Annotated in this window: 28 protein-coding genes and 2 tRNA genes; 12 read left to right on the top strand and 18 right to left on the bottom strand. The window is 60.5% G+C overall.

The features are described 5' to 3' along the window. Positions 1 to 13: 13 nt before the first annotated feature. Positions 14 to 1,225 carry an aminotransferase class V-fold PLP-dependent enzyme gene (locus ACUY3D_RS06190; RefSeq protein ID WP_070520243.1) on the top strand — a complete coding sequence of 404 codons (1,212 nt, stop codon included), beginning with the start codon at positions 14 to 16 and terminating at the stop codon, positions 1,223 to 1,225. Here the strand turns inward: ACUY3D_RS06190 and ACUY3D_RS06185 are convergent. Both ACUY3D_RS06185 and ACUY3D_RS06180 read right to left on the bottom strand, forming a co-directional pair. Then, positions 1,222 to 2,178, bottom strand: coding sequence for an NAD(P)H-quinone oxidoreductase (locus tag ACUY3D_RS06185; RefSeq protein WP_070596283.1), 957 nt, complete (start codon positions 2,176 to 2,178; stop codon positions 1,222 to 1,224). The genes ACUY3D_RS06190 and ACUY3D_RS06185 overlap by 4 nt on opposite strands. 15 nt (positions 2,179 to 2,193) lie before the next feature. Next, positions 2,194 to 3,090 (bottom strand): NAD(P)/FAD-dependent oxidoreductase, encoded by an 897-nt coding sequence (locus ACUY3D_RS06180; protein WP_448240625.1) that lies wholly within the window; start codon positions 3,088 to 3,090, stop codon positions 2,194 to 2,196. Positions 3,091 to 3,243: 153 nt separating this feature from the next. On the opposite strand from ACUY3D_RS06180, the gene ACUY3D_RS06175 reads away from it, so the two are divergent. The 3 genes from ACUY3D_RS06175 (at position 3,244) to ACUY3D_RS06165 (ending at position 4,723) form a co-directional block, all read left to right on the top strand. After that, a tRNA-Ser gene (locus ACUY3D_RS06175) sits at positions 3,244 to 3,331 on the top strand. An 885-nt stretch (positions 3,332 to 4,216) separates the two neighbouring features. Continuing rightward, complete coding sequence (locus tag ACUY3D_RS06170; RefSeq protein ID WP_070818031.1) at positions 4,217 to 4,468, top strand: type II toxin-antitoxin system Phd/YefM family antitoxin; 252 nt, start codon at positions 4,217 to 4,219, stop codon at positions 4,466 to 4,468. After that, complete coding sequence (locus ACUY3D_RS06165; RefSeq protein WP_070596290.1) at positions 4,469 to 4,723, top strand: Txe/YoeB family addiction module toxin; 255 nt, start codon at positions 4,469 to 4,471, stop codon at positions 4,721 to 4,723. Here the strand turns inward: ACUY3D_RS06165 and ACUY3D_RS06160 are convergent. Both ACUY3D_RS06160 and ACUY3D_RS06155 read right to left on the bottom strand, forming a co-directional pair. Continuing rightward, positions 4,692 to 5,459, bottom strand: coding sequence for an NAD-dependent deacylase (locus ACUY3D_RS06160; RefSeq protein WP_154762314.1), 768 nt, complete (start codon positions 5,457 to 5,459; stop codon positions 4,692 to 4,694). The genes ACUY3D_RS06165 and ACUY3D_RS06160 overlap by 32 nt on opposite strands. 4 nt (positions 5,460 to 5,463) lie before the next feature. Continuing rightward, positions 5,464 to 6,195: a DUF1648 domain-containing protein gene (locus tag ACUY3D_RS06155; RefSeq protein ID WP_448240622.1), complete on the bottom strand. Its 732-nt coding sequence runs from the start codon at positions 6,193 to 6,195 to the stop codon at positions 5,464 to 5,466. A 724-nt stretch (positions 6,196 to 6,919) separates the two neighbouring features. Here ACUY3D_RS06155 and ACUY3D_RS06150 point away from each other — a divergent pair. Continuing rightward, positions 6,920 to 7,234, top strand: a complete 315-nt coding sequence (locus ACUY3D_RS06150) for a DUF4288 domain-containing protein (RefSeq protein WP_042528787.1) — start codon at positions 6,920 to 6,922, stop codon at positions 7,232 to 7,234. Here the strand turns inward: ACUY3D_RS06150 and ACUY3D_RS06145 are convergent. Genes ACUY3D_RS06145 through ACUY3D_RS06120 form a run of 6 tightly spaced genes read right to left on the bottom strand, consistent with a single transcriptional unit; the run spans position 7,231 to position 10,773 of the window. Then, positions 7,231 to 7,494: a type II toxin-antitoxin system RelE family toxin gene (locus ACUY3D_RS06145; protein WP_083311434.1), complete on the bottom strand. Its 264-nt coding sequence runs from the start codon at positions 7,492 to 7,494 to the stop codon at positions 7,231 to 7,233. The genes ACUY3D_RS06150 and ACUY3D_RS06145 overlap by 4 nt on opposite strands. Then, entirely contained in the window at positions 7,478 to 7,714 is a 237-nt protein-coding gene (gene relB, locus ACUY3D_RS06140; protein WP_042528789.1) for a type II toxin-antitoxin system RelB family antitoxin, read from the bottom strand. Before relB ends, ACUY3D_RS06145 begins: the two co-directional genes overlap by 17 nt. A gap of 33 nt (positions 7,715 to 7,747) precedes the next feature. Then, complete coding sequence (locus ACUY3D_RS06135) at positions 7,748 to 8,749, bottom strand: ThiF family adenylyltransferase (RefSeq protein ID WP_448240620.1); 1,002 nt, start codon at positions 8,747 to 8,749, stop codon at positions 7,748 to 7,750. Then, positions 8,746 to 9,165, bottom strand: coding sequence for a molybdenum cofactor biosynthesis protein MoaE (locus tag ACUY3D_RS06130; protein WP_448240618.1), 420 nt, complete (start codon positions 9,163 to 9,165; stop codon positions 8,746 to 8,748). The genes ACUY3D_RS06135 and ACUY3D_RS06130 overlap by 4 nt, the downstream gene beginning before the upstream one ends. After that, a complete protein-coding gene (locus tag ACUY3D_RS06125) occupies positions 9,155 to 9,625 on the bottom strand; it encodes a MogA/MoaB family molybdenum cofactor biosynthesis protein (RefSeq protein WP_448240616.1) in 471 nt (156 codons plus the stop codon). Before ACUY3D_RS06125 ends, ACUY3D_RS06130 begins: the two co-directional genes overlap by 11 nt. Continuing rightward, entirely contained in the window at positions 9,622 to 10,773 is a 1,152-nt protein-coding gene (locus tag ACUY3D_RS06120; protein ID WP_448240614.1) for a molybdopterin molybdotransferase MoeA, read from the bottom strand. The genes ACUY3D_RS06125 and ACUY3D_RS06120 overlap by 4 nt, the downstream gene beginning before the upstream one ends. A gap of 40 nt (positions 10,774 to 10,813) precedes the next feature. On the opposite strand from ACUY3D_RS06120, the gene ACUY3D_RS06115 reads away from it, so the two are divergent. Next, positions 10,814 to 11,068 (top strand): MoaD/ThiS family protein, encoded by a 255-nt coding sequence (locus tag ACUY3D_RS06115; protein ID WP_070524618.1) that lies wholly within the window; start codon positions 10,814 to 10,816, stop codon positions 11,066 to 11,068. Here the strand turns inward: ACUY3D_RS06115 and ACUY3D_RS06110 are convergent. Genes ACUY3D_RS06110 through ACUY3D_RS06095 form a run of 4 tightly spaced genes read right to left on the bottom strand, consistent with a single transcriptional unit; the run spans position 11,065 to position 15,612 of the window. Next, positions 11,065 to 11,436 (bottom strand): phage holin family protein, encoded by a 372-nt coding sequence (locus tag ACUY3D_RS06110; protein ID WP_070624683.1) that lies wholly within the window; start codon positions 11,434 to 11,436, stop codon positions 11,065 to 11,067. The two genes, ACUY3D_RS06115 and ACUY3D_RS06110, sit on opposite strands and share 4 nt — an antisense overlap. A gap of 21 nt (positions 11,437 to 11,457) precedes the next feature. Then, a complete protein-coding gene (gene hisC / locus ACUY3D_RS06105; RefSeq protein WP_448240612.1) occupies positions 11,458 to 12,516 on the bottom strand; it encodes a histidinol-phosphate transaminase in 1,059 nt (352 codons plus the stop codon). Between the two features lie 10 nt (positions 12,517 to 12,526). Further along, a complete protein-coding gene (locus tag ACUY3D_RS06100; RefSeq protein WP_070596316.1) occupies positions 12,527 to 14,200 on the bottom strand; it encodes an alpha-keto acid decarboxylase family protein in 1,674 nt (557 codons plus the stop codon). A 14-nt stretch (positions 14,201 to 14,214) separates the two neighbouring features. Next, positions 14,215 to 15,612: an amino acid permease gene (locus ACUY3D_RS06095; RefSeq protein ID WP_257964769.1), complete on the bottom strand. Its 1,398-nt coding sequence runs from the start codon at positions 15,610 to 15,612 to the stop codon at positions 14,215 to 14,217. A 113-nt stretch (positions 15,613 to 15,725) separates the two neighbouring features. Between ACUY3D_RS06095 and ACUY3D_RS06090 the strand changes: the two genes are divergently transcribed. The 4 genes from ACUY3D_RS06090 to ACUY3D_RS06075 all read left to right on the top strand — a co-directional run bounded on the left by ACUY3D_RS06090 (position 15,726) and on the right by ACUY3D_RS06075 (position 18,179). Continuing rightward, positions 15,726 to 16,880, top strand: a complete 1,155-nt coding sequence (locus tag ACUY3D_RS06090; protein ID WP_448240610.1) for a PucR family transcriptional regulator — start codon at positions 15,726 to 15,728, stop codon at positions 16,878 to 16,880. Between the two features lie 45 nt (positions 16,881 to 16,925). Then, positions 16,926 to 17,014, top strand: a tRNA-Ser gene (locus tag ACUY3D_RS06085). 137 nt (positions 17,015 to 17,151) lie between these two features. After that, on the top strand, positions 17,152 to 17,499 hold the full coding sequence (locus tag ACUY3D_RS06080) for a hypothetical protein (RefSeq protein ID WP_448240609.1): 348 nt from the start codon (positions 17,152 to 17,154) through the stop codon (positions 17,497 to 17,499). A 284-nt stretch (positions 17,500 to 17,783) separates the two neighbouring features. Then, entirely contained in the window at positions 17,784 to 18,179 is a 396-nt protein-coding gene (locus ACUY3D_RS06075; RefSeq protein WP_448240607.1) for an NUDIX hydrolase, read from the top strand. Positions 18,180 to 18,758: 579 nt separating this feature from the next. On the opposite strand, the gene ACUY3D_RS06070 is transcribed toward ACUY3D_RS06075, so the two are convergent. The 4 genes from ACUY3D_RS06070 to ACUY3D_RS06055 all read right to left on the bottom strand — a co-directional run bounded on the left by ACUY3D_RS06070 (position 18,759) and on the right by ACUY3D_RS06055 (position 22,233). Next, positions 18,759 to 19,121 carry a DoxX family protein gene (locus tag ACUY3D_RS06070; RefSeq protein WP_010188361.1) on the bottom strand — a complete coding sequence of 121 codons (363 nt, stop codon included), beginning with the start codon at positions 19,119 to 19,121 and terminating at the stop codon, positions 18,759 to 18,761. Beyond that, positions 19,118 to 19,693 (bottom strand): TetR/AcrR family transcriptional regulator, encoded by a 576-nt coding sequence (locus ACUY3D_RS06065; protein ID WP_010188362.1) that lies wholly within the window; start codon positions 19,691 to 19,693, stop codon positions 19,118 to 19,120. Before ACUY3D_RS06065 ends, ACUY3D_RS06070 begins: the two co-directional genes overlap by 4 nt. Positions 19,694 to 20,635: 942 nt before the next feature. Continuing rightward, positions 20,636 to 21,028: an NUDIX hydrolase gene (locus ACUY3D_RS06060; RefSeq protein WP_070524603.1), complete on the bottom strand. Its 393-nt coding sequence runs from the start codon at positions 21,026 to 21,028 to the stop codon at positions 20,636 to 20,638. Positions 21,029 to 21,048: 20 nt separating this feature from the next. After that, positions 21,049 to 22,233, bottom strand: a complete 1,185-nt coding sequence (locus tag ACUY3D_RS06055) for an Nramp family divalent metal transporter (protein ID WP_011272788.1) — start codon at positions 22,231 to 22,233, stop codon at positions 21,049 to 21,051. A 174-nt stretch (positions 22,234 to 22,407) separates the two neighbouring features. Here ACUY3D_RS06055 and ACUY3D_RS06050 point away from each other — a divergent pair, with 174 nt between their 5' ends. Together ACUY3D_RS06050 and ACUY3D_RS06045 are read left to right on the top strand one after the other, a co-directional pair. Beyond that, positions 22,408 to 24,948, top strand: coding sequence for a YhgE/Pip domain-containing protein (locus tag ACUY3D_RS06050; protein WP_070510739.1), 2,541 nt, complete (start codon positions 22,408 to 22,410; stop codon positions 24,946 to 24,948). Beyond that, a complete protein-coding gene (locus tag ACUY3D_RS06045) occupies positions 24,948 to 26,996 on the top strand; it encodes a YhgE/Pip domain-containing protein (protein WP_448240605.1) in 2,049 nt (682 codons plus the stop codon). Before ACUY3D_RS06050 ends, ACUY3D_RS06045 begins: the two co-directional genes overlap by 1 nt. The last annotated feature ends 1 nt before the right edge of the window (position 26,997 follow it).

The raw sequence follows: 26,997 nt of genomic DNA, 5'->3' as shown, positions 1-26,997 counted from the left end.
GAAGGGTTGAAGCATGACGGAACAGTATGACGTCGCCAGCGTGCGAGGTCTTTACACTGGTCTGTCCGATGGTTGGACCTACCTGAACGCGCATGCCGCGCCGCAGATTGCGGAGCGCGTGGCCTCTGGTGTTGCCCGTTCTTTCCGCATGTCCGCCACGGTGAAGCCGCTGGAGGACGCCGTGGGTGCGCACTCGGCGCACAACGATCCGGGGGAGCTCCACGCGGCAGACATGTATGCCTCCGCGCGCCGGGCGGTGGCGGATCTCACGGGTGCCACGGCGGAACGGGTCATCCTGGGCCCGTCCTTGCCGGTGCTTTACCAGTCCTTGGGCGTTGCACTGCGCCCGCTGCTGCGCCGCCAGTCTTCGGTGGTGCTCTCCCGCTTTGATTCGCCGGAGATGACACGCGCGTTTGAGCACGTGGGTGCTGATATTCGGTGGGCGCAGCCGGATTTGGGTACGGGCGAGCTCCCAGCCTTCCAGTACGCCGATCTGGTTGATGGCTCGACGCGATTCGTCGCTTTTTCCGCCGCGCACGAGCTGCTGGGCACGGTCACGCCGGCCTCGGACATAGTTGATGCGGTCCATGAGCGTTCGCGCGCATGGGCGCTTGTCGACGTCTCATCGATCGCCCCCTACCGTCTCCTCGACTTTGATGCGATTGGGGCAGACATTCTTGGTGTGGATGTGGGCGCGCTGGGTGGCCCGCAGATGGCGGCGCTGGTCTTCCGCGATACCGCGATGTTCCGCCGCCTCGATGAGATTGTCGTTGGTCCGGTCTCCGCGGGCTTGGCGGGTGGCGTTGGGCCCTTGGTGGATCATCTGGCAGAACTTGCCGGCGGGGAGCGCGGTTCGCGCCGCGTGCGCCTGACGCGTTCGATGGAAGCCCTCGCGGGTTACATGGAGGATCTCACGGGGGATCTCTATAGCTTGTTGGGCACGCTGCCGGCCGTTCACATCCTGGGCGTGACGGGTGAGGCGGCTGCCGACGCCTCCGATGATCGCCTCCCGCGCCTGACCTTCGCCGTGCGCGACGTGCCTGCGGATGTGATCCACCGCCGGCTCTTCGACAATGGCTTGGTTACTACCATCGCCCCGCACACCCCGCTGCTCACGGAGATGGGCGTGGAAGAGGTCGGCGGTGCCGTCACGGTCTCGTTGAGTCCGTTTAGCACGTACCACGACGTTGAGCACTTGACCCGCGTGGTCGCGTCCCTGGCTTAGACCTCGAGGACAAGCTTGCCCGTGACCTCGCCGGAGTCGAGGGCTTGGTGGGCTTCGGAGGCGTCGGCAAGCGCGTAGGTAGCGTGCAAATGGTGCTTGACGCTGCCGTTCTCCAGCCAAGGCCAGACGTTCTTAACGGTATCCGCAACGATGGCGGCCTTGCCCTCCAGCGAGCGGGAGCGCAGCGTGGTGCCCTGCAGGGTCAGGCGCTTGTTAAGGAGGATGCCCATGTTGAGCTCGGCCTTTGTGCCGCCCTGCATGCCGATGGTGACCATGTGGCCGCCCTTAGCTAGCGCGATGAGGTTCTTTTTGAGGTACTTCGCACCCATGATGTCGAGGATGACATCGCACTGGTTCTTCAGTTCCTCGGCGAAGTCCTGCTCGTTGTAGTTGATGAGGATATCCGCGCCGAGTTCCTTGCAGGTCTCGAGCTTTTCGTCCGAGCCAGCCGTCACCGCGACGGTGGCGCCGAGGTTTTTCGCCACCTGGATGGCGAAGGTGCCAATGCCGCCCGCGCCGCCGTGGATGAGGATGGTCTGGCCCTTATTTAGTTTCGCCTCCATCGCGATGTTCGACCACACGGTGCAGGCCACCTCGATGACGGATGCGGCCTCGGCAAAGGAATAGCCGCTGGGGATGGGCAGCAGCTGGCCTTGCGGTACGGCGACGTATTCGGCGTAGCCGCCGCCGGCCAGCAGTGCGCCGACCTTGGATCCAACCTCGATGTCGGTGTCGCCTGCGTCGACGACTTCGCCTGCGACTTCGAGGCCGATAATCTCCGAAGCGCCCGGCGGCGGCGGGTAGTGCCCGCGGGCCTGGAGCAGATCGGCGCGGTTTACGCCGGCGGCTTTGACTTTAACGAGGACTTCGCCGTCTTGGAGTTGTGGTTTATTGGTCTCCCCCAACTCCAGCGAGTGTGGGTCTTCCAGATTGGTCTGAATGATGGCTTTCATGCCACACCACCGTACTTAAGTCCAATCATCCTCGACGAGAAACGCGTTGACCGCGATGGCTGCGGCGTTGGCCTCGCCCATCGCTACCGCCACCTGTGCTGGAGGGTTAACCACGTTGCCCACGGCCCAGATGCGCGGGTGGCTGGTGACACCGGCTGGGCCCACCTTGATGAGGCTTCCGCCCATCGCAGCCGGCGGGCTGCGGCGCTCAAGGTTGAGGTCAGTGAGGAACTCATCGTGTGGGCGGGGAATGGGCATGTAAAACAGCGCATCGACGGCATGTTCGCTGTCTCCAACCAGGACCTTTCCATCTTGGAAGGAGGTGACGGGGCCGTCGACAAGCGCAATGCCCCGCCGAGTCAGGTCCGCGCGCTGCTCCTCGGTGAGCTCCATGCCGTTGGTGAAGAAGGTGATGTCCTTGGACCACTGGCGCAGGAGTGCCGCATGGTGCAGGGAGAACTCGCCGATGCAGAGAACGCCGAGCTTCTTGTCCGCCACCTCGAACCCGTGGCAATAAGGACAGTGAAGGACTGTATCTCCCCAGTTTTCTTCGAGGCCCGGGATGTTTGGATGTACGTCGTCCACGCCGCTGGCGACGATGATGGAGCGGGCCGCGACGGTCTCCCCGTTGCTCAACGTGGCGGTGAGCGTGCGGTCATTATCGGTAACGGAATCTACGGTGGCGTTCGCGATTGTTACGCCGTAGCTGCGCAGCTGCTCTTTGCCGCGCTCCTGGAACTCAAGGGGTGGCGTGCCCTCGAGGGCGATGACACCGTGGATTTCGTGGGCGAAGCGGTTGCGGGGAGTGGCGGAATCAACAACGAGGACACTGCGGCGGGCGCGGACCATGACCAGCGCTGCCTGAAGGCCGGCTGCGCCACCGCCGATGATGAGGGAATCGACTGTCTGCATGGGCCCGAGTAAACCAGAGCAAGGTGCGTGCGGCAATGGTTTTCGGTAGGTTGTGTCGGGCGCTTTGCACAACGTGATGAGGCGAATTCTTCTCCCGCGGCGGAGTCTAGTACTCTGAACGTGTCGCGCGCGGTGCATGCTGACGCGTGACGAGGAGGCGTGGCAGAGCGGCCGAATGCACTGGTCTTGAAAACCAGCGTGGGGAAACTCACCGCGGGTTCAAATCCCGCCGCCTCCGCCAAAAGCTTTCGTATTTTTAGCAGTGGCGCTGGGCTATTCTAGTTCCATGGCCAATCGGCAAATATTCCTCCGCCCAGAGTACAGCCACCCAAGCTCGCTGTGGCCGTCTAAAGAACTCATAGTTTCTGGGGCCAATAGAATCGGATTCTATCTTCCTGAAGACTTAGGAATTGAGTCCGATCTGGGACGCGAAATCCTTGAGTGGACGGAGGAGTTTCAGCAGAATTTCCTCGAGAAACCCGATAGCTTTCGCCAGCGTCCGCGTTGGAAGGACCAATTCGATAGATTTCGATGGTACGACGCGGGATGGCGTATTACTCACCAATTAAGGGAGCTTTTTCCATCGGTACAGATTGTTCCCCAGTTCGCTCAATTCGTTTTCTCCGTTAATGAGCGAAGAGAAAATGTAGGGAAGAAGCCCTTATGCCTCCCCGGAGAACAACTCACAGGGTTTGTATCCATTAGGGATGTGAGGAATGACGATTAAGCGAAGTTATCGCTCTACGGCGTCAGGCATTGTCTCCGTTGTTCATCGCTGCAGTCACCCAGCTCAGAACGCATCCCACTAGTAGGAACCCGCTGATCTGCAGGTGGGTGGCCCAGTTTCCGCCGCTAGGCAAGGCGAGAAAAATTGAAAATGCAACTGCGGCAAGGCAGTGGATGGCTAACCGGCTATGTGCGCCTAGACGTCGTTGTGGCCAGGCTTTCCCGATGGCCCAGCTCACTGCTGTGAGAATGACATAAAAGACGATTCCCGCTAAGGCTCCTGGAACAAGGTAGAGCATGGATTCATCTCCTTTGGAGGAGGAAAAGATTGTAGCGACGAACAGAGCACCTTACAAGTGTTCTGGTACCGTATTGTTGTACCACAACGTGGAGGTTGGACATGTCGATTAGTGCTTCGGAAGCTCGCCGTACTCTTTTCCCCCTGATTGAGAAGGTAAATCAGGATAGGGATGCCGTAGAGATCGTGTCCCGCAATGGGAACGCTGTCTTGATGTCAGCGGACGACTATTCGGCGTGGGTGGAGACTGCTTACCTTTTCCGATCTCCAGCTAATGCCCGCCGGCTATTGGAGTCTTACGAGCAAGCGCTTAATGGAAAAGCGGAAGAACACGACATCAATCTGGATGCGTAAATGCTTTTGTCATGGACCCCGCACGCGTGGGATGACTACCTGTACTGGGAGCGCAAGGATCGGAAAGTCCTCAAGCGGGTCAACCAACTCTTGAAGGACATGATGCGGGACCCTTTTGAAGGAATCGGAAAACCGGAACCGTTAAAGTACGGAATTCCGAATGCGTGGTCGCGGCGAATCACGGACGAGCACAGGATTGTCTATCTAGTCGAAGACGGCGAGCTTAGGATCCTGCAGGCTCGCTATCACTACTGATTCGCCCCGCCAAGATGCGAGGTAGCGCCTCCGCTGCGGTGGCGGTGACCACCACGCTGGCAAGCGGCGAGAGGTCGGTGGGCTGCGGGGTGACTTCCACGATCGGGATGCCGCGTGCGTGGGCAATCTGTGGCAGGCCGGCGGCGGGGTAGACCACGCCGGAGGTACCCACGATGAGCAGCGCGTCCGCGGTGGACATGCGGCGCTCGGCCTCAGCCCATTCGTCGTCGGGCAGGGCCTCGCCGAACCACACCACGCCCGGGCGCACGAGCCCGCCGCACACGGGGCACTCGGGTGGCGTGATGCTCTCGACCGGTTCGTTCGGCAGTGCAATGTCCTCGTCATAAGGCGTATCGCAGTCGGTGCAGCGGAAGGAGAACAAGGAGCCGTGTAGGTGAACCACGTCTTGGCTTCCTGCACGCTCGTGCAGGTTATCGATGTTCTGTGTGGTCACCGTCATGCCGCGTGCGGCAGCAATCGCGCGGTGCCCGGCGTTGGGCTCGGCCCGCTGCGCAAGCTGTGCGCGCCACAGATACCAGGCGAACATGGGCTTTGGCTCGGTTCGCCATGCGCTTATCGACGCCATCGCCACCGGATCCACATTCTCCCAAATCCCCGTCTGCGCATCGCGGTACGTGGTGATGCCGCTATCCGCGCTCATGCCCGCGCCGGTGAACACCTCGACGTGGGTGGCATCAGAAAGAATCGAGTGTGCGCGCTCAAACAGGTGCTCCATATGCCTAGAGTACGTCGATGAGCACGCAGAATGCTATGGATGCAGTGAGGGCGATGCCCATGCGCCACAGGTAGCGCCGGCCCGGTTCGTGCGCGGTGTTGATCTGCAGCTTCGATGGATTCGTGGGGAAGACTGCCATGCACATGGGGTCTGTGGGCTCGTTGTAGACGCCCATGCCACCGGCAAAGCGAAGCTCTTCGTTGCGAACCTGTTCATCATGGTCGGTGGGTATGGCTTTCACGGCTTTTGCGGATGTCAGCGTTAACCGGACGCCCTGGATCATGACGAACACGGTGAAGGCTATCCACGCGACCACGAGGAGAAAGCCTGAGAATGGGATATCCGGAATGACGGTGCAGACCGCAGTGAGGCACACACAGGCCGTCATGGTGAGGACCGTCTGGGCAATGAACGTGGAGGTCTTTCCAGTGAGCAGCTCCGCGCGCTGTGCCGTGGCCTCGGAGAACGGAAGAGCTGACTCTGCCGGAACATCCATTGTTTTTCGTGCCAGCGAGATCGGCGGCACGCACAGCGGCAGCGCAATGGCGAACACAACGCCGATCCACACGAGGACCGTTGCGTTGAGGAAGGACTTCGGTTCGAAGCGGTCCGGATTGCCCGAGCCATCGAAGTGGACCGGGATGGGATCGGGGACCGAGTCCCAGCGCAGCAGTATGTACACCAGCGTGAGAGCACACACCACAGTGGTAGCGACGTAATACTGGCGGCTTCTCATGCCAGTGAGTTTACAAGGTGACCGGTTGTTGACTGCGCTGCGGGAGTCGTTCTCGTACATGGTTCCAGTCGAAAGGTTCGCTTGGGGGCAAGTAAACCATCTGCGCCTAGGTAGATGGTTCGTTTGGGGGGAAACAAACCATCTGACTAGAACCTTGTGAAGGGAACCCTTTGTGGGGCAAGTAGTTCGGACTCTTGGGGGTTGATTGGTCGCTGAAGGGAGCTGTAAATGGTCCCTTCAAATTGGTCTCTTTACTTTGGTCCTTTCACTGAGCAAAAGGACCATCTGGGCACAAGAAACTGGCTGTAAAAGGTCCTTTTGCAGTGAGTAGGGACCAGAGTATGGGGACCAAACTAAAAGGACCATGTGGCAGGGGCGTAGAGAAGGTGGAGCCGCCAGCTGTTGGGGTAGAGAATCTCACGGCCAGTGGCGTGAAGCTAGTCGGCCACGCCCTGCTCGGCCTCTAGGTCATCCAGAGAGATGGTCTTTAGGTCGCCACGGCGGGCGGCAGTGGCCTCGGACTCGAGCTCGGAGATGTGCTCTTGCCAGGCGTCGATGCCGCCGCGCAGCGAGTAGACGTTGCTGAAGCCGTGGGTGCGGAATGGGTCTTCATTGGTAATGAGCTTAAAGGGCGACCGGGTGAGTTTTCCGCGTTACATGGTCTGGGTGAGCAGGTAGAGTCGAGTCCAAGCTGACCAAGAACCGGAAAGGACAGTAGCCGGCAATGGAACCTTATGTTGGAATTGTCGTGATGGAGCTTGCTAAAAAGTCCAGTTCATCTGCCCAAAGCTTCTTCCGCGAGGACTTTTATATTGTGTATGCGGAGTCGGACGAGAAGGCTCGAGAACGCGTTGAAGCGATGGCGAACGAGCAGGCCGATGGTGAGGACGTGAAGGTACGGCACATCGTGGATGTCGCGCCAGCCCTCTATGGTTATGTAGACCGCGATTGTGATCTCTACTCGCGGCACTTTGCGAACCTGGAGGACTACGAGCGTTTCGAGATGAAGCTCGGCGGAACCGACCCGCTGGCTGATTAATCGTAGACTTCGCGTCGGTGACCTAAGTCAACAACGGTGACCGTGACTGTGTTTTCGTATATTGCCGCGATAACGCGGTAGTCCCCGACTCGCCAGCGCCACAGGCCGGATTTATCCCCCACGAGACCCTTGCCGCGCGAGCGCGGGTCTTCGAGTTCTGCCACTTCGCGAAGAAACCTGCTGACTCTCTTCTGCGTTGGCTTGTCTAACTTTCGGAAGGCTTTCGCACCGCGCGGCGTGAAGCTAATTCTCCACGCCACATTCAGCCTCTAGGTCTTCAAGAGAAATGGTCTCTAGCTCGCCACGGCGTGCGGCCTCGGCCTCGGCTTCGAGCGCATAGACGTATTCCAACTGGTCCAAGTAAGCGTCAAGTGCCTTTCGGAGGTAAAACGCGCCAGAACGTCCAGTCTTGGACGCCAAAGAGTCAAGGCGCTCCTTTTGCTCTGCGTCAATACGCAAACTGATAACTGAACTACTCATGTAAACATGATTACACGAGGTGAAGTCCCATGTCTAGACCCCATCGCGATGAGATTCCTGCCAGGCGTCGATGCCGCCGCGCAGCGAGTAGACGTTGCTGAAGCCGCGGGCGCGCAGGGCTTCGACGGCCTGGGCGGAGCGCAGGCCGCTGGCGCAGTAGAGGACGGCGAGGTCGGCGGGGTCTAGGGGCGGGTTGTGGCCGGCGAGGATCTCATCGAGCGGGAGATGCTGCGAGCCGGGGATGAGGGAGGCGGCGCGCTCGGGGGAGGTGCGGACGTCGATAAGCGTGGCGTCCTCCGGGATGACGCGGATGTCCGTGGGGTTGTCGGGGCGCGCCGGGATGGCGCCGTTCGCGCGCACGGGGATGTATTCCCAGGTCCCGGCGAGGGAATCGTAGTAGCCCAGCGTGCCGATGAGCGGGGTGCCGATGCCCGTGAGGAGCTTGAGCGCCTCCACCGCTAGGGCGGAGCCGGCCACGCCGACGACCGGTCCCAGCACGCCGGCCTGCGAGCAGGAGGGCACCTGCGGATCGGTGGGGAAGAGGTCCTCGTAGACCGGGCCGTGGCCAGCGTGGAAGACGGTGAGCTGCGCGTCGTAGCCCAGAAGCGAGGCCCACACGTGCGGAATGCCCAGCTCATGGGCGGCCCAGGAGGCAAGGTGACGGGAGTAGAAGTTATCGGTTCCGTCGATGATGAGGTCAGCGCCGCGCAGCTGGTCTAAGGCGGTATCGGGCGTGAGGCGTGAGAACTGCTCGACGGTGCACTCCGGGTTGAGGGCGTTCAAGGCCGCAGCGGCGGATTCGGTCTTGGGCTGGCCCACGGTTGCTGTGCTGTGGATGACTTGGCGGTGCAGGTTGGAGAGGGAGACGGTGTCGTCGTCGAAAAGCAGGATGCGTCCCACACCGGCCCCGGCCAGGTAGAGCAGGGCAGGCGATCCCAGGCCGCCGGCGCCGATGACGGCGACGGTGGAAGAGCGAAGCCGTTCCTGTGTAGAGGTTCCCCACAGGGTTTCCTGGCGTGCGTAGCGTGAACTCATTCCAGGCCTACCCACGTGGTGGTGTCATCGGTGTGGAGCTGTTCTTTCCAGATGGGGACTTCTGCCTTGACGCGGTCGGCGCAGGTCGACGCCGCTTCGAAGGCGTCCTTGCGGTGCGCGGAGGCGGCGGCGACGATGAATGCGGATTCGCCGATTTCTAGTGCTCCAGTGCGGTGCGCGCACCAGAGGCGGACGGCAGGGAAGGCGGCGGCGACCTCGCCGGCGACGCGTTCGATTTCCTGTTGGGCGGTTGGATGCGCGGTGTAGGTCAGGAGTTTCACACCCCGGCCGGAATCGTGGTTGCGCACGATGCCGTCGAATAAAACGACAGCACCTGTTTCCGCGGTGGCGATGTCGGGGGCCGTGATGGGCTCAGCGCTGATGTGCGCGCCGAGGAGACCGAAATCAGTGCTCATTGATGCCTTCCAGCTGGTTGATGATGTGGTTAAGAACTGGTTCGAGGACCGCGCAGCCGTCCTTGGCCGCACCCGTGGAGCCGGGCAGGGCCATGGCGAAAGTGGACCCGGTGACTCCGGCAACCGTGCGGGAGAGCGCCGCGGTGGGGATGGCCGCCGAGTGCGCGTAGAAGGCGTGGGCCAGGCCGGGCAGTTCGCGGTCAAGATGTGGGGTGAGTGCTTCGACGGTGCGGTCATCCGGCGTGATGCCCGTGCCGCCGGAGGTGAGGATTACGGAGGGTGCATCGGCGAAGGCAGTGGTAAGCGCAGAGTCGATGTCGGCGTCCGCGACGACAAGGGGCTGCGGGGTATCGAAGCCCTGCTCACGCAGGAAGTTCACCAGGATAGGGCCGGAGCGGTCCTCGTACTCGCCGGCGGCGGCGCGGGTGGAGGCAACGATAACGAGTGCGCGTCGGGTCATGAGAGTGGGAACACCTCCACGAGGTCGCCGGCTGAAAGCTGCGTGTTAGCCGGGATACGGATGAGGGCAGTAGCACCGATGGCCTGGGACATCAGGTGGGAGCTGGTGCCGCCGAGGAAGGAGGCTTGGGCGATGCCGTCGGAGATGCTGATGGTTCCACGTCGGAATTGCTCGCGGTTGTTGAGGCCTTCGGCGGGCTCAGTAAGGTGTGCTCTAAATGGAGCGGGAGCGTGGCCGATAACGGGCGCTAAGTAGAGGCGGAAACTCACCAGCGTGGAGATGGGGTTGCCCGGGAAACAGACAACGGGGACCTCCCCCAAACGCGACAGACCCTGCGGGCCGCCGGGCTGCTGCGCCACGTGGCCGAACCAGCCGTCCTCTTCGAAGATCTGGCGGATTACCTCAAACTTTCCGTGGGAGATGCCGCCGGAGGTGACGATGACATCGGGGCGGTGGGTAATGACTGCTTCGGCGAGGTCCGCGCGAAGGGCAGAAGGATTGTCGTTTGTGCGCACGAAGCCGGCTACCTCGATGCCATACTGCGCGGCCAAGGCCGCGAGCATCGGTGCATTGGAATCGGGGATGGTGGCCTCGCCCGCGCCACCGATTTCCGCACCACCGGTGCAGATGAGGATGCGGGCGGGCGCGAAGGTGAGGACCTCGGTGAGGCCCTGGGAGGCGAGGGTGGCGATGGAGGGGGCGTCGAGAAGCGCGTGCTCGTTGATGAGGGTCGTGCCTGCCTGGACATCGGAGCCCGCGCGGCGGATGAACTGTTCGGGGGCTGCCGGCACGGTGACCGTGGCGCCCTCTTCCGGGAAGTGCGGGGGCTCGCAGTGCTCGACGGGGACGATGGTGGCAGTGCCCTCAGGGACCTTCGCGCCGGTCATGATGGGGAGGGCGGTGCCTTGCGGGAGTGAGCCTGGGGGATCACCCGCCGCGATGGTGCGGCCGACGGTGAAGGCGCCGCCGTGTGTAGTCGGAAGCGCATAGCCATCCATCTGTGAATTATCGAAAGGTGGAAGGTTGTGCTCCGCGCGGTACGTCGCAGCGGCGCGGCGGCCGAAGGCGCTGCTCAGGGGTGTGGACACCACCCGGGGCTGCGGAAGGGCCGCGCGGACGGCGGCGAGGTGTTCCTCATAGGTGCGCATCGAGTTCCTTCCTGTCACGGAGGCTGGCATAGTGGCAACCATGGTTGATATACACTACTTTGCCGCAGCCCGCGCCGCCGCAGGGCGCGCGCAAGACACGGCGCAGGCGGCGACCTTGGGGGAGCTGTTGGACGTGTTGCGTGCTCGTCATACCGGCAGCACCGAGGCCGGCATGAGCTTTGCGGAGGTGCTGGAGCGCTGCACCTTCCTGGTGGATGGCGCGAGCGCAAAGGAAGACGCCGTGCTTGCCGACGCCTCCCGCGTCGATGTCCTCCCGCCTTTTGCTGGGGGTTAATTGCGGACCCGCAGAGGGCTGGTGAAGAAGTTCACCACGCTGGAGACAATCGCAAGCACAATCGCGCCGATGATGGCAGCACCCCAGCCGTCGATGACGAGTGAGTCCATGAGCGCGCTGACGAGGAGCAGGACCGCGCCGTTGATGACGAGCGCGAAGAGGCCCAGTGTCAGGCAAGTCAGCGGTGCGCCGAGAAAGCGGAGAATCGGGGTGACGACCTCGTTGACGATGATGAAGACCGCCGCGATGAGCAGGAAATTCTGGGTGGTCGCAGGAACGATGTCGATTCCGGGGACAATCGCTACCACGGCCCAGAAGGCCACCGCGACGGCAATGACGTTGAGTGCAAAATTGATAAATGTCTTCACAACTGCACTCTAACGCGGAAACTAGCCCTCTGCACCGAAGGCCGCGTCCCACGCCTTGAGCAGCGTTTTAGTTTCCTCCGCCGTGGTGACGGTGATGCGCACGCCCTCGGGGAAGGCACGGACCAGGACGTCATTCTCCGCGAGCTGTGCGGCGACCTCCTGCGGGGAGCCCAGCTTCGCAATGCTGTCGGCGGCGAACCAGATGTGGTTGGCCTGGGACTCCGGAACGCCAAAGTCCGCGAAGTGCTTAACCAGGCGGTCGCGCTGCTCAACGGTCTCATCGGTGCGCTCACGCAGCTCCTTCTGAGCGGCCAGCGAGGCCGCTGCACCAACCTGCGCCACCGAGTTCACGGAGAAGGGGATGGCCACCTTGCTCAGTGCCTCGATGATCTCGGCGTTGCCGAAGGCATAGCCCAAACGGATGCCGGCCAGGCCATAGGCCTTGGAGAAGGTGCGCAGGCCAATGACGTTGTCGTGGGTGTGGACATAGTCGGTGGCCAGCGGGACGGCATCGTTGCGGTTGTATTCGATGTAGGCCTCATCGAGCGCCACGATGACGTCCTTCGGGACCTTGGCCAGGAAGGCGTCGAACTCCTCCTTGGTGATGATGGAACCGGTGGGGTTATTCGGGTTGCATACGAAGATCAGGCGGGTCTTGTCCGTGATGGCAGCCGCCATGGCCTCCAAGTCCACGCGGTGGTCCGCGGTGAGCGGAACCTTGACCGGGGTGGCGCCCACGACCTGCGCGAAGATGGGATAAGCCTCAAAGGAGCGCCAGGGGAAGACAATCTCATCACCGGGCACCGAGGTGATCTGCACCAGCTGCTGGCAAATGGCGGAGGAACCCGCGCCGGTGGTGACCTGCTCAGGGCTAACGCCAAGGTTTTCGGCGAGTGCCTTGCGGATTTCCACCGCACCCATATCCGGGTAGCGGTTAACGTGCGCGACGGCAGTCTCCATGGCCTTGAGCGCGCCGGGCAGCGGCTCCTGGGTTGCCTCATTGGAGGAGAGCTTCAAGGCGTGCTCGGCATTCTTGCCGGGGACGTAGACGGGCAGGGAGGAAAGGTCTGGTCGAATCATGTTCTCCACCTTAGGCGTTGCGGGGGCCGCGGGGCCCGAAGTCGAAATCTGCAGTTTGCGGGCCGAAGGCCTGAAGTCCCTTCGGCGCGTCGAAAGCGTCGAGGCGCACCTCAAGGAAGGCGCCGCGCTCCGGGTGGGCGGCGATATCCTCCAGGGCCTTGGCCAATTCGCCTTCGGTCGAGGCCACGTAGGACTCCATCGTGGTGTCCTTCATGAACACCTTCGGCAGCGCTGTGTAATCCCACATTTGGATCTCGTTGTACTCGCGCTCCATGCCCAGGATGTAGCGCTCGATGGTGTAGCCATCGTTGTTGACCAGCACGATGATGGGCTTGAGGTCCTGGCGCACGATGGTGGAGAGCTCCTGGGCGGTGAGCTGGAAGGAGCCATCACCGATGAAGAGGACGTGGCGGCGCTCCGGGTTAGCCAGCTGCGAGCCCAGCACGCATGGCAGGGTAAAGCCGATGGAACCCCAGATGGTGGAGTTAATGTACTGCACGCCCTCGGGCATGCGCTGCTGGCCCAAACCGATATTGGAGGTGCCGGCCTCGGCGATGACCACGTCATCTTCCTGGATGAAGCCGAGCATCTGCGGCCAGATGCGCTCCTGGGTCAGCGGGGCATCCGGGTTCGGCTCGAAGGGCTCGGGTTCGAAAGCCGCGCTTGTCGATGCCCCGGCTTCCGGGATGCGGTCGAGGAGGACGTCGAGAAGCTCCAGCGTATTAATGCCCACGAAGTATTCGCCGTCAGCGTTGAGGTGCTGGTCGCCGAAGTTATAGACGCGGGCATCGGCCAGGTTGTGGGTGAAGGAGCCGGAGTTGACCTCGATGAAGCGCGGGTTTGTGGTGACCAGGAAGTCGGATTTTTCGATGCGCTCCTGCACGCCCGGCGCCGAGGCCGCGCCGTTATAGGTGCCGATGAAGAGCGGGTGGCGCTCGGACAAGATGGCCTTGCCGGAGGAGAGCTGGGAGTAGGGCAGCTGGGCCTTGTCGATGATGGCGCGGAATTTCTCAGTGAAACCGTGGCGGTTGGTGTCCTGGTCGATGAGGATGATCGGGTCCTTGGCCTTCGCGAGGTGCTCCAGCACGTAATCCGCAGCGGCGTTCAGGCGCTCCGGATCGGAGGGGGCGAGCTCGGTGGAGAAAGGCTCGTCGGGGACCTCGATGCTCAGGTGCGTGATATCGGAAGGAATCTGGATGTGCACCGGGCGCTTCTCGCGCAGGCAGGTGTGCAGGGCACGGTCGAATTCCTCGACCACGTTCATGGGGGACACACGCGTGGCCACCTCGGTGAAGGGTGCAAAGGAATCCAGCATGTTGGCAAAGTCGCCGTCGGCAAGCGAGTGGTGCAGGTTCCAGCGGAACTCGGTCGCATACTGCGGCGGCGCGCCCGCCAGCGACACCAGCGGGACGTGCTCGGCACGTGCACCCGCGATGCCGTTGAGGGCGGAAAGCTCGCCCACGCCATAGGTGGTGAGCAGGCAGCCCACGCCTTTCTGGCGGGCATAGCCGTCGGCGGCATAAGCGGCGTTGAGCTCGTTGCAAGCGCCGACGAAGCGGATGCCCTCGGAGGCCTCGATCTGCTCGAGGAAGCTCAGGTTGAAGTCACCGGGCACACCGATGATTTCAGTAATGCCGATGGCCTTGAGGCGGTCCAGGATGAAATCACCAATGGTGGTCTGCATGATGAGGGTCCTTTCTATTTATTTCGGGCGTCGTGGCGCTTCTTGCCCAGCCAGATGAGGGCCAAGGCCACAATCCAACAGGGTAGGACAATGGCGCCGGTGCGGTAGTCCGGCAGCATGAACATCAAAACGATGACGAGAGCGAAGAAGGCCAAGCACAGGTAGTTGGCGATGGGGTAGAGGGGTGCGCGGAAGGCGGCGTTCGGGCAGCGCTTGCGGAAGTTCAGGTGTGCTACGGCAATGGCGGACCAGGAGATGAGCTCCGCGCCGACGATGATGGCGAGGAGAACGATCAGGATCTTGCCCTCGAAGAGGAAGTTAAGTAGCACGGCCGAGCCCATGAGCAGGGCGTTGAAAAGCAGAGCGCGAACCGGCACGCCCTTGGCGCTGACGGAATTGAAGAAGGGCGGGGCTTGGCCGCCGCGGGAGAGATCCCGCAACATACGCGCGCCGGAGAAGGTCATGGTGTTGAACACGGAGACGGCAGCGACGAGCACGATGAGGTTAAGGCCCGTGGCCGCGGCACTAATTCCCAGGGTGCTCAGCGCGCGCACGAAGGGCGAGGTGGAGGTATCGAGCTCATTCCACGGGGCGAGCAGCACGATGATGCCGATGCCGCCGACGTAGAAGATGAGAATGCGCCAGATCACGTTGTTGATGGCCTTGGGCAGGCTCTTGGCGGGATCTTGGGCCTCGCCCGCGGCGGTACCGATGGAGATGATGCCACCGAAGGAGAAAATCACCGCGACGAGGGAGAAGAGCACACCGGCGGCACCGTTAGGGAAGAAGCCTCCGTGCTCGGTGATATTGCTCAAGCCGAGGGCGGGCTCCGGGGTAAGGCCGAAGACGATGGCCGCGCCGACGACGATCATGAGGATGAGTGCGACGACCTTGATGAGGGAGAGCCAGAACTCCGCCTCGGCGAAGGCGCCGACGTGCACCAGGTTGATGGCGGTGACGATGACGAGCGCGACGAGGGCGGTGAGCCAGTGCGGGATGCCGGGGAACCAGAAGTCCATGATGGTGCCCGCGGCGGTGAGCTCCACCATGCCGACGACGATGGTGGTAAACCACCAGTTCCAGCCGGTAACAAAGCCGGCGATGGGCCCGATGTATTCGCGGGCGTAGGCGCTGAAGGAGCCGGCGACGGGGTGCTCCACGGCCATCTCACCGAGCATGCGCATGATGAGGAAGATGATGAAGCCGCCGATGGCGTAGGCGGCGATAACGCCGGGACCAGCCTCCTGGATGGAGGCACCGGAGCCCAAGAAGAGGCCCGTGCCGATGCATGAGCCGAAGGCGATCATTTGCAGGTGGCGCGATTTCATGCCGCGCTGCAGGCCGTCGTCTGCACTGGTGTTATCGCTGGCGACAACGTCCTGTGCCCTGACGGAATTGTTGGTTGTGGTCATGTAGACGCCCTTCATGAACGTATATGTGTGACGTGGGTCATTTAGCTGTAGGAGATTATTGCGCAGCACAGTTTTGTTTGTCACTAGACAATATTCGGAAGTATCTTTGACATATGTCAAAAGTGACACCCCCGCAGCTGACGAGCATCCAGGATATCGTCGACGAATGCGCCCAGATCCTGCAGCGCTCCGTTGAGGTGACCACCCCCGCCATCGCGGTGATTGCGGCTAGTGCGCAAATCGGTGCCATCGATAAGAACCGGGCGGCCTCTATTCTTAATCGCACCCCGCCCCCGGAGCCCATCCCGTGGATGCTCAGCTTCGGCATCCAGGAGGCGACCCTACCGGTGCGCCTGCCTGCTAATCCGCGTTATGACATGCTGCCCCGCGTGGTCATTCCCTTGCGTCACGAGGACAGGCTGGTGGGCTACCTGTGGATCATCGATGAGCCCGCGCTGGGCGACGCCCCCTTGGCCCGCCTGGACTCTTTGCTTGCGCCCCTTGCCAGGCTTATCGACGAACGCGATGCTCCCCTCGCCGCCCGCGCCCAACAGCTCGGGGAGCTGGCCCGCGAGGTGCTCACCGGTGTTCCGGCCGCGCTGGCGGGTGCCCGGGAGCGCGATCTCCTGCCCTCCGATGGTGAGCTGACCGTGCATCGCGTGCTGGTGGAAGGCGACCAGCGTGCGGTGGCCGTGGAACTTGCCCGCCCGTTGGTGCGCCGGCCTTTCTTGGTTGCGGATTCCCACGATTCCCTCGTGCTCGTTGAGTGCTGCCGCGATGGCAAGGACACCGAGGCCCTCATGGAGGAGCTGCAGAGTGCCGCGCTTGTTGCCGGCGCTGAGGTTGTGGCGCGCGGCTCAGCGCCGACGGCCCCGCAGGCGCGACTCATGGCGGACGTGGCCAAACTCTGCGGCCAGGATTCGCTGCGCTGGGAGGAGGCCGGTGCGTGGCGGCTGCTGCGCGGGTGGGAGCTGACCCAAGCAACGGTGGTGGAGATGAGCCCGGATGCCGCCGTGCTTCTCGACGACCCTCGCAACTCCTACTGGCAGACCCTGCTGACCTACTTTGAGCATTCCCGCAACGTCTCTGCGACCGCCGCTGCACTCTACATTCACCGCGCCACGCTGCACTATCGCCTCGACCGCGTCCGTGAGATTCTCGGGCCCGGCGTGCTGGATGATGGCTGGCGCTGCGCGGCTCTCTACGTTGCCCTTAAGCTGCATGCGGCGCTTCAGGGAAAGAATAGGGAAGCCCCATTTTGTCCCTAGGGGAAGCGCTCAGGTAGAGTGATGGACGATTCATTGCGAATCGCTGGAGACGTGCCAGAGCGGCCGAATGGGGCTCCCTGCTAAGGAGTTGACTTACTTGCGTAGGTCCGGAGGTTCAAATCCTCTCGTCTCCGCAAACTACAGAACCCGAGTCATCGTTTCACCGGTGGCTCGGGATTTTACGTTTTCAGTTCCTTCGTATGCCGACAGCCCGTGAGCAGGGAACTTAGAATGAAGGCGCTGACCTTAATCTGTGCTGGCTGGGAGCGTCATGGAGTTACTAAAAGAGCCAATTTGGGATGTGGAAAGTAACGCGAACATCGATCCCGATGAGAGCTTTGTTCGAATTAGGCTGCATGAAGTCAGCGTTGTAGCTGAATTTACTATTGCCGAGCTGTGTAGTTTCTTTGGAATTAACGGTTTCGATTGCTTGCAGCGACAATTCAAGGCTTGGTATGGCTTGAACGCTTTCGCGTGGGATTCAAAAGGTAAAGTTCACTGTGAACAGATCCCTTTCTCCGAATATTTTGCTCTTTCCAAAATTCATGAGTGCTATTCCCCGCAGCCACTTCCCGAAGCAACGAACGGTGTAGTGAGGTGGGGGATGAAAAAGAAGTAATTATCGGGCGAATGTGCTTGATGGCGAAATGGGGGCAGGGTGGTTCCGAAGAATTATTGGTCACCTAGTTCAGCACTTACGTCCTGTGGCTGCGAGGCACTCTAAAACCGGAAGGGCCGCTTTAGCGCAAGCTTCTTCTGTAGGATACCCATTCGTGCTTTCGGTAATATTGGTAACGGGAATTTGCTCAGCTACAGATTTTTTGTCCCCAAAAGTATTCAATAACGTGATCTAAGGAGAAAAATGATCGACTCTCAAACTGGATGGTTTTTGTTCACGCTAGTGTGAAGGTTATTCCAGTCCTCGGCGGTAAGGTGCTATTGGGGCTTAATCCTAGGGGGGATTGGGAGCTACTCGGAGGCTGGCCGGACAGGGGAGACTTATCGCTTCGCGAGACAGCTCAGCGCGAGTTGAAAGAAGAGGCAAATTTAGAGACTCTCCCCGATACCCTAGTAGATGCGTTTCTTCTAAGAGATCCGAAAGTGGAAAATCCGGTTGCGATTATCGCATATGGGGTCACCGTGTCATTGAATGAAGGGATTGATATTAGTGAAAGCATCGAGCATGAAAAGCTAGGTTTATTTGGAAAGGATGAGATTTCGGGTTTGCAAAATTTCTTGCCGGAATATAAGACCGTGATTTTGAAATATCTGGAGATGGGTGGAAATAACAAAAGCTAGTCAATATAAACAGAGGCTCGACAGAGATCCTTCCGAAGGTCTTAAGCGAAAGCTATCGGCTGATGAGGTGATGAAGTTGACGAACGAACTTGGAGACTGGCGTTCGTTTACTGCAGTCCCAGAGAAAATTAGAGAGTATTCTGAGGAACCAAGTTTTCGTGCTGCGTTGTCTGCCTTTTCAGATATGGATAGTGGAAATAAGCGTCAAACTTTACAGGGGATTTGCCAAGTTACCATTGAGCCTGATGGCAGAGTTTTAGGTGCCTGTTGCCACAACATCCAGGAGCTCAATTGTTTCATGCCGATTCAGAGCACTACTTAGCCACTGTTGAGCGGGTTCATGTTGTGGTGCTGCGGAGTGGAAGGCATGAACGAGAATGTTGACATCAGGAATGATCATCGAGCGCCGCCCACACGGCTTCCTTGTCGCTGAGATCAACTAGAGCTGGTCCGCCGCAATCGAAGGAGGGGAGGTTTATCGTGGTGCACATACCTTTAGGGTAAAAAGCATCAAGTCATCAATCAAGGGGTGCAATGATGCATCTGCCTTCAGGAAGCCGTGAAAGGTTGACTGGTGTCTTAATTCAGTGCGAGCGTCAGGATCAGTACTCCGATGGAGAGTGCGAGCATGCCTAAGCAGTTGATCCAGAATGCGCTACCGAGGAAGTGGGCGCGGACATGGGCTGCTGCGGCTGCGCAGAAGTATGCGATGACGCCAACCATGGTTGCAATTCCTACGCCGGGGAACCAGAGGCCGGCAATGAGTCCTGCGGCGGCGAGATACTTGATGACAATGAGCGCCCACCACCAGTCCTTGGGGAGTTTGACGCCGCTGAGGCAGGCTTCGATAAAGGGGACTGGTTTGAGGGAGAGGGCGGCGTCGCCAAGCAGGATGGCAGCCAGTAGCAGGGAGGGCCAAGCGGGGGAGGATTCTAGGATCATTGGGTTACTCCGAATGCGGTGTTGAGGCGTTCGATGGATGAGGCGGCTTGGGAGGTGAGTTGTTCGGTGTCGTAGAGGCCCGCGGCCCACCCGATGAGAAAGCCGAGGTAGACGTTGTATAGCAGGTTGGAGTACTCGGCTGCATCGTCACTGTTGAGTCTGGAGCCAAGGCGCAGGGTGATTTCATCGGTCAGGAGTGTTTTGAGCGCGGTGAGTGCTTCGCCTTGATTTCCTTGTTGGATGAGTGCCGCGCCGAACGCACGGGAGAGTTCTTCGTGGCCGGTGAACATCTGGAGGAATGGCTTGAGGACATCGAGGAGGCTATCGGATTGCCCCCGAATCTCGTCGTGGAGCTCTGAAATGTGTTGGCCAATGGTGCGGATGAGCAGCGTTTGTTTGTCGCCGACTCCCATGACGGTTCCCACGCTGACGCCAGCCTCGGATGCGATGGTCCGGATGCTGGTGGTGGCGTAGCCCTGGGTGAGGAAGAGATCGTAGGCGGTGGCCAGGACCTTGCTGTCGGTGCCAGCTTTGGCGGCCGAACGCGATGGGTGAACGTGTTCAGTGAACATGTTCAAAAGGGTAGCTCTTGATGGCTTCGGGGTCAATGACGCCGAAGTGTTGACAGTTGGCGCTAGGCCAGCGCGGGGAAGACGCGGTCGCGCAACAGATGCGCAAGTTCGCGGTCGGGTGCAGCTGGGTTGACCCAGGCGGTGTCGCCGATTTCGGCGGCGGCGTGGGGCTCGTCGGTGGTGACGGTGCGTGTGCAGGTGAAGATGGTGCCGACAATGACAGAAGCAGCAGGTAGGCCGAAGCCTAAAGGAGGCTAAATGTCAGCAGGGCGAATTGCGGCAAGATACGCCCTCTTGCGGGCTCTCGCAAGGATTTTTGGGGAAGTGTATACGTTCGTCTACGGTTTCCATTTTTTGCTTCCAAATTTGTCTACCACATGTAACTCTAGGGGGTGTCCGAGTTCTCGGCCATCTTCTCGCGAAAGGGATAAGGGCATGTATTGCCCCAAGAAATGTGCGCCTCTGGTAGTGCTGATTGCGGCAGTATCAGTTCTCGCTCCAGTTAAAGCACTTCCTCAGCGGGTTGGTTTTTGAAAACTATCGTTGCACTAAATGGCGAAGGTTTTAGGGTAGCGTGCTTGGAATTTCGCCATATGGACGTTGCTGAACTGTCTGGAGAGCAGTCAAAGAGAATCTACCGGTTAGGGAGAATAATTTATGTGGAAAAAATCTTGGCCACTATTGGCGTTATTCTGATGACGCTTTCCGTTTATGTTCAATAGCCGTATGCTGTCACGATTGCTCTAGCAGTTTTGGTCATTGTCCTTGTGTTTCTTCCCAGCGGGAAGAAGTAAATGCCTGAGTAGGGGTGGGTATTTCAGCGGACCTGCCTCTGTCTTATTTTGATGAGCCGAGAAAATGGGCGCGGAGGTGCGCTGCTACAGATGCGTAGAAACAGGCGATGCGGCCTGTGGCTTCGAGATGCAATTTACGAAAACGTACCTACCCAGCCAGCGCGGGGAAGACGCGGTCACGCAACAGGTGCGCAAGCTCGCGGTCGGGTGCTGTTGGGTTGACCCAGGCGGTGTCCCCGATTTCGGCGGCGGCGTGGGGTTCGTCGGTGGTGACGGTGCGGGTGTAGGTGAAGATGGTGCCGACGACGACCTCGCCCGGTTCGTTGGCGGCGGGAGCGTCGAAGGTGCCGAGTTTGTTGAGGCTCTCGGCGTCGAGGGTGAGGCCTACTTCTTCGGCAACTTCGCGCAGGGCGGCGTCGACAAGCGCCTCGCCCGCCTCGGGCTTGCCGCCGGGCAGTTGGTACTTGGTGGAGGACTTCTTGCGCACGGTAAGCACGTGGCCTTGTGGGTTGCGGATGACGACGGCTGCTACTTCAATCATGGCTGCTGATTGTAGGCGGCCTAGAGCAGCGGCAGGAGCACGAGGGCGAGATTGAGTGCGATGACCAGCGCGGCAAGCGTCCAGCCCACGGCCATAGACCAGGGTTTCGCGGCGAACTCACCCATGACGTCCCGGGAGCCGGCATAGCGGAAAAGCGGGATGATGGCGAAGGGGATGCCCAGGGAAAGAAGTGCCTGGCTGACCACCAGTGCCATAGTGGGGTCGACCCCGCAGCCGATGATGACCAGCGCCGGGATGAGCGTGACCAGGCGGCGGACTAGTAGGGGGACCTTGATGTGAAGCAGGCCGTCCATGATTTCGGAGCCGGCGTAGGCGCCCACTGACGTCGAGGCGAGGCCGCTGGCCAGCAGGCCGATGGCGAAGAGAACGCCGGCCAGCGGGCCGAGGTGGCTGGCAATCGCCGTGTGGGCCCCGGAGATGGTCTCTGTGCCGTCCACGCCGTAGAGGGCCGAGCCCGCCAGGACCAGCAGGCCCACGTTGACGAGCCCGGCGATGGACAGCGCCACGGCGATGTCCGCGCGGGTGCCGGCCAGCACGTGGGGGATTTCCAGGTCGGGGTAGCGCTGCTTGGTCAGGGAGGAGTGTAGGTAAATGGCGTGCGGCATGACGGTGGCGCCCAACATGGAGGCGGCCAGCAGGATGCTGTCCTTGCCCTCTAGGCGGGGGATGAGGCCGCCGGCCACGTCGGCGGGGTCGGGCGGGGCGATGGCGAGGCCGGCAAGGAAGCCGATGCAGATGACCAGGAGCAGGCCGATGACAAGCCCCTCGAACCACTGGTTCTTCTTCTGGAAGATGAGGAGAATGATGGAGACCGCGCCGATGATGAGCGCGCCCGCGAACAGGGGGAGGTTGAAGAGGAGTTGCAGGGCAATGGCGCCGCCGATGACTTCGGCGAGGTCGGTGGCCGCGGCGATGAGCTCGGCCTGGGCCCACATGCCTAGGCGCGCGCGGCGGGAGAGACGCTCGCCCATGATTTCCGGCAGGGAGCGGTGGGTGACTAGGCCCAGTTTGGCGGAGTGGTACTGGATGAACATGGCCATGAGGTTGGCCACGACGAGTACCCACACCAGGAGGTAGCCGTAGTGGGAGCCGGCGCTGATGTTGGCGGCTACGTTGCCGGGGTCGACGTAAGCCACTGCAGCAACGAAGGCGGGGCCGGTGAGGCTGATTAAGGTCTTACGCATAGGCATCTCCATACCAAAAGTTCAACTACTTGAAGTCTAGTTTTCATCGCCATATGTTCAAGCCAGGGGTTTGATCCGGCAAACCATGTTAAAGTTTATTTGTTAATTATTTAAATTACTTTATGTATTTTGGCTGGTTAGAGACAGGGAGGTGCAACGGGTACACTGCCTTCAGTGCGCCAAAGTTGGAAGATTTTTATCAGAGATGTAGCCAGGCTTGGCCGCGTCCCCAGGGCGTGGATCATTCTCATCGGGCTCGTCATCACCCCCGCGTTGTATTCATGGGTGAACATCGCGGCTTTTCGTGACCCTTATGGCCATACCAACAACATCAAGGTGGCCGTGGTCAACGAGGATAAGGGTGCTAACAATGAGCTGACGGGGAAGATAGATGTCGGCAGTGAGGTCATTGAGAAACTCAAAAAGAATGACCAGCTAGGCTGGCAATTCCTCGAGCGCGACGAAGCCGAGAAAGCCCTTTTAGAAGGAGACGTGTATGCCTCGGTGACGATTCCGGAGGACTTTAGCGAGAACCTCGTGAGCATGCTCGACGGGAAGTTCACGCAGCCGCAGCTGGTTTACCGCGTCAACGAGAAGAACAACGCCATCGCCGTGAAGATCACGGATACCGGTGCCAAAGGTCTGGACAAGCAGATTACGGCAGCCTTCAAGGAGCAGGTGGCCACGGTTGCGGCGGAAAACGTTAAGGACACCGGTACCGACTTCGAGCGAAAAATCACGCGCGCGATGAACAACACCAGCTCCGCGTTCGGGGAGACCGCGCAGGAGATTGACGGCAACCGCGAGAACCTTGCGCGGATCCAGGGAAAGCTTGACGCCGCTGCTGATTCCACGTTGGGAGCTAAGTCTACGGTGGCCAATGTGAGTGCTGCGCTGGGCGACGCCCAAACAGCCCTCGCCGAGGTCTCCTCCCTAGTCGAGCAGGCCCAAGGGGGCATCGGTGACTTCACCGACCAGACCACAGGTGCCTTCGTCAGTGGCGCAAGTGCGGTGGCGGACGGTACCGCCCAGGCGCAGGAATCCATTGCGGATGTCACAGCTGGCCTGAACCAGGCCGGTGACCGTTTCGATTACGCCACGCAGCGAGCGAACACTGCCATTGACGCGAGCGCAGAATCGATTGCGCAGCTTAAAGCCCTGCGCGATTCCGCAACGCTCTCACCGCAGGTGGCCAAGGAAATTGATGACGCGATCCAGCGCCTTGATGAGGGTAATGAATCCAACCGCCAGTTGGTGGGAAACCTCAGCGCGCTGAGCAAGGATACTCAGACCGCGGCGGACAATGTGCAGGCTAGTGCGGAGGCCATCAACCAGGCAGCGGCCGATACTAAGGCCACCTCGCAAACGCTGCGCGATACCGTGACGACGGCCGTGCCGGAGATCAACCGCGCCATGAGCAGCCTGAGCTCCACGGCGAGTGCTTTGAGCTCCACCCTGGAAGCCCAGAAGGGCACCATGCAGGAGGCAGACGGTCTCCTAGATGGTGTGGCCCAGCAGCTGCGGGCCACGAAGGACACCTTGTCCGATTTCGATGCCAACCTCCTTGCCCTACAGGACAGTTTGCGCGCTATGCAGGGTGATGTGGGTTCGCTGCGTGCTGCGATGAACTCCAAAGTCGTTCAAGATGTCACCGGGCTGGATGCGGAAGAAATCGGTAAGTTCTTTGCCGAGCCCATCGAGCTGAAGACCGAAACCGTGTACCCGGTGGACAGCTACGGCTCCGCCATGGCGGCGCTGTTTACCAACCTCTCCCTGTGGATCGGCGCCTTTGTCCTCATGGTTATCTTCCGGGTCGAGGTGGATAAGGAAGGATTCCACCGCGTCACGGTGGGCCAGGCCTACCTAGGCCGCTTCCTCCTCATGGCCTTGATGGTCATCATCCAGGCCATCACGGTGACCGTCGGTGACCTGCTCATCGGCGTGCAGACCGTGAACGCGCCTGCCTTCATCCTGACGGGCGTGCTCGTGGGGCTGGCCTACTTGAGCATTATCTATGGGTTGTCGACGTCGCTGGGGCACCTCGGCCGCGGCCTCTGCGTGGTCTTTGTCATTATCCAGATTCCGGGTGCTTCGGGCCTGTACCCGATTGAGCTGTTGCCCAACTTCTTCCACACCATCTACCCACTACTGCCATTCACGTACGGCATCGATGCCATGCGTGAAACCATCGGTGGGTTCTACGGCAACCACTATTTCAAGAACATGGGCGTGCTTGCCTTCATGTTCATTCTGTTCTTCGTCTTCGGCCTGTTGCTGCGTAAGGCTTTGGCGCACTTCAACGTCATCTTTAACCGCGAGCTGCGGGATACCGAGCTCTTTGACTATGAAAATGTGCAGGTTGTCGGCTCCGGCTACCGCATCGCGGACGTCATCCAGGCGTTGGATAGCCGCAGTGGTCTGAAGAAAGATTTGGACCGCCGCGCGCATGACTGGGGCTACTGGCTCAAGCTGGTGGCCATCGCCGGTGTTATCGGAGTGGTGATCCTCATCGTCGTCTCGGGTCTCTTGCCCGACCAGAAGCCGCTGCTTCTGGCTATTTGGACGGCATGGTGCTTCCTCATCATTATCGCCGCGGTCACCCTGGACTACCTACGCATCAGTCTGAAGCAGTCCGCAGAGCTGGTGACGTTGGATGAGGATGACATCAAACATCCGGCTCGCATCGGGGCCGACTCCACGGAGGGGGATAACTAATGCGTGGAACACTCGATCTTTTCGTCAACGACATGCGCACCGCATGCCGCAACGTGATGAGCACGGTGATGCTCGTGGGCCTCGTCGTTATCCCGATGCTGTTCACCTGGTTTAACGTTCTGGCCAGCTGGGATCCCTTCGATAACACCAGCCAGCTCAAGGTGGCGGTGGCTAGCAAGGACACCGGCTATAAAAGCGATCTGTTGCCGGTGCCCATCAACGTCGGCGACCAGGTGCTCAATGAGCTACGTGCAAACGAGCAGCTGGATTGGGTTGTGACGACTTCCGATGAGGCGATTGAAGGTACCAAGTCCGGTGAGTATTACGCAGCCATCGTGCTGCCGGAAGATTTCAGTACCGACATGATGAACTTCTACACGGATGGATCCAAGCCCGCCGACTTGTCCTTCTATACGAATGAGAAGAAGAATGCGCTGGCGCCGAAGATCACTGGTCAGGGTGCAGAAGGCGTGTCGGCTCAGGTGGCCGAGGCCTTCACCACGACGGTCGGTGACGTCTCCTTCGATCTGGTCACCTCACTCTCCGACTTCTTGAGCCAGGGCGATACCAAGGCTGTGTTGGACCGGATGCAGGCGCGCGCGGATGGTGTGCAGACCCAGCTGGACATGGCCGCGCGTACCGCGCGTTCCCTCGCGGGCCTGGTGGATACCGCGGTTCCGCTCATGGAAAGCGCCCAGCGCATTGCGGACTCGGCAGACCTGGAGCTGCCGGAGATCCAGTCTTCCTCACTCAATGTTTCCACCGACGCCCTGCAGCAATCCCTCGATGCCACCAGCGCCAGTTATGACGTGGTACGCCAACGCATTGATGCGCTTTACGACGACGCCTCCGCCTCCCGCGCCGACCGTGTCGCCACGCTCAATACCTTAGCCGGCCAGGTAGAAGGCACGATTACCCAGTACCAGAACCTGCACGGACACATCGAGGCCTTGCCGCTTCCTGCGGGGGATAAGGAGAAGGCGCTCAGCCGTATCGAGGAGGCCATCGACGCGCAGCGCACTCTCCACGCGCGCCTTACAGCAACCGCTAACGCTCCCGAACCCACGAAGCCGGATCTCTCCAGCATCGATGATGCGAAGAAGTCAGTGGAGGGAATCTCCACCTCTGGCCTGCGTGAATCCCTGCGCGCGTTGCAGGATTCCTTGGGCCAGGTGAGCGCGGATCTGGATACCGCGAAGGCCCCCGTCACCATTGATTCCTCTTCTTTGACGGACGCGCGGGATGCGGTGCAGAAGCTCGCCTCCGGTCTGCAGGACAAGGCCAACAAGTTCGCTGACCTGAAGAAAGACATCGACTCCGCTGCGGCGTCCGGTGACTTGAAGAAGTTGGCGGACATCATCGGTTCCGATCCGGATGCCTTGGCGCATGCGATTGCGGCGCCGGTGGACGTCGACAGGCAAGCGGTCTACCCGGTCAAGAGCTTCGGCGCCGGCATGACGCCGATGTACACGGCGCTGGCGCTGTGGGTTGGTGCGCTGCTGACTGCGGTGAGCGTGCGCACGGATGTGGTGGATAAGGATACATATTCGCCGATGCAGCGCTTCTTCGGCCGCTTCGGAATGTTCGCCGCGGTTGGCCTCGTGCAGTCGACGATGCTGATTCTAGGCCTCATCTTCTTCGTGGGCATTGAGCCCGCGCACCCGATTCTCATGCTGTTGGCGGGCTGGGTTAGCTCGCTCATCTTTATGCTGATTTGCTACACCTTCGTGGTCTCCTTCGCCAACGCGGGCAAGGCCCTAGCGGTGCTCATGCTGGTGGTCCAAGTATCGTCGTCGGGCGGTGCCTACCCCTTGCAGGTGCTCCCGGACTGGTTCCAGAACATTAGCCCGTGGTTGCCGGCGACCTATACCATCCGTGCTTTCCGCGCGGCCATCGCCGGCACTTACCACGGTGATTACTGGCTGGCGTTGCTGTGCCTGCTGCTCTTTGCCGTACCGATGCTTGTTCTGGGCGTGGTCTTCCACAAGCCGTTGGAGAAGTTCACCAACGGCTGGGTGGAGACCTTGGACAAGACCAAGCTGATGTAGC

It is taken from the genome of Corynebacterium guaraldiae (genome assembly GCF_053480195.1).
The sequence above is the reverse complement of the archived record's forward strand: the minus strand, read 5'-3'. Positions and strand labels throughout refer to the sequence as shown.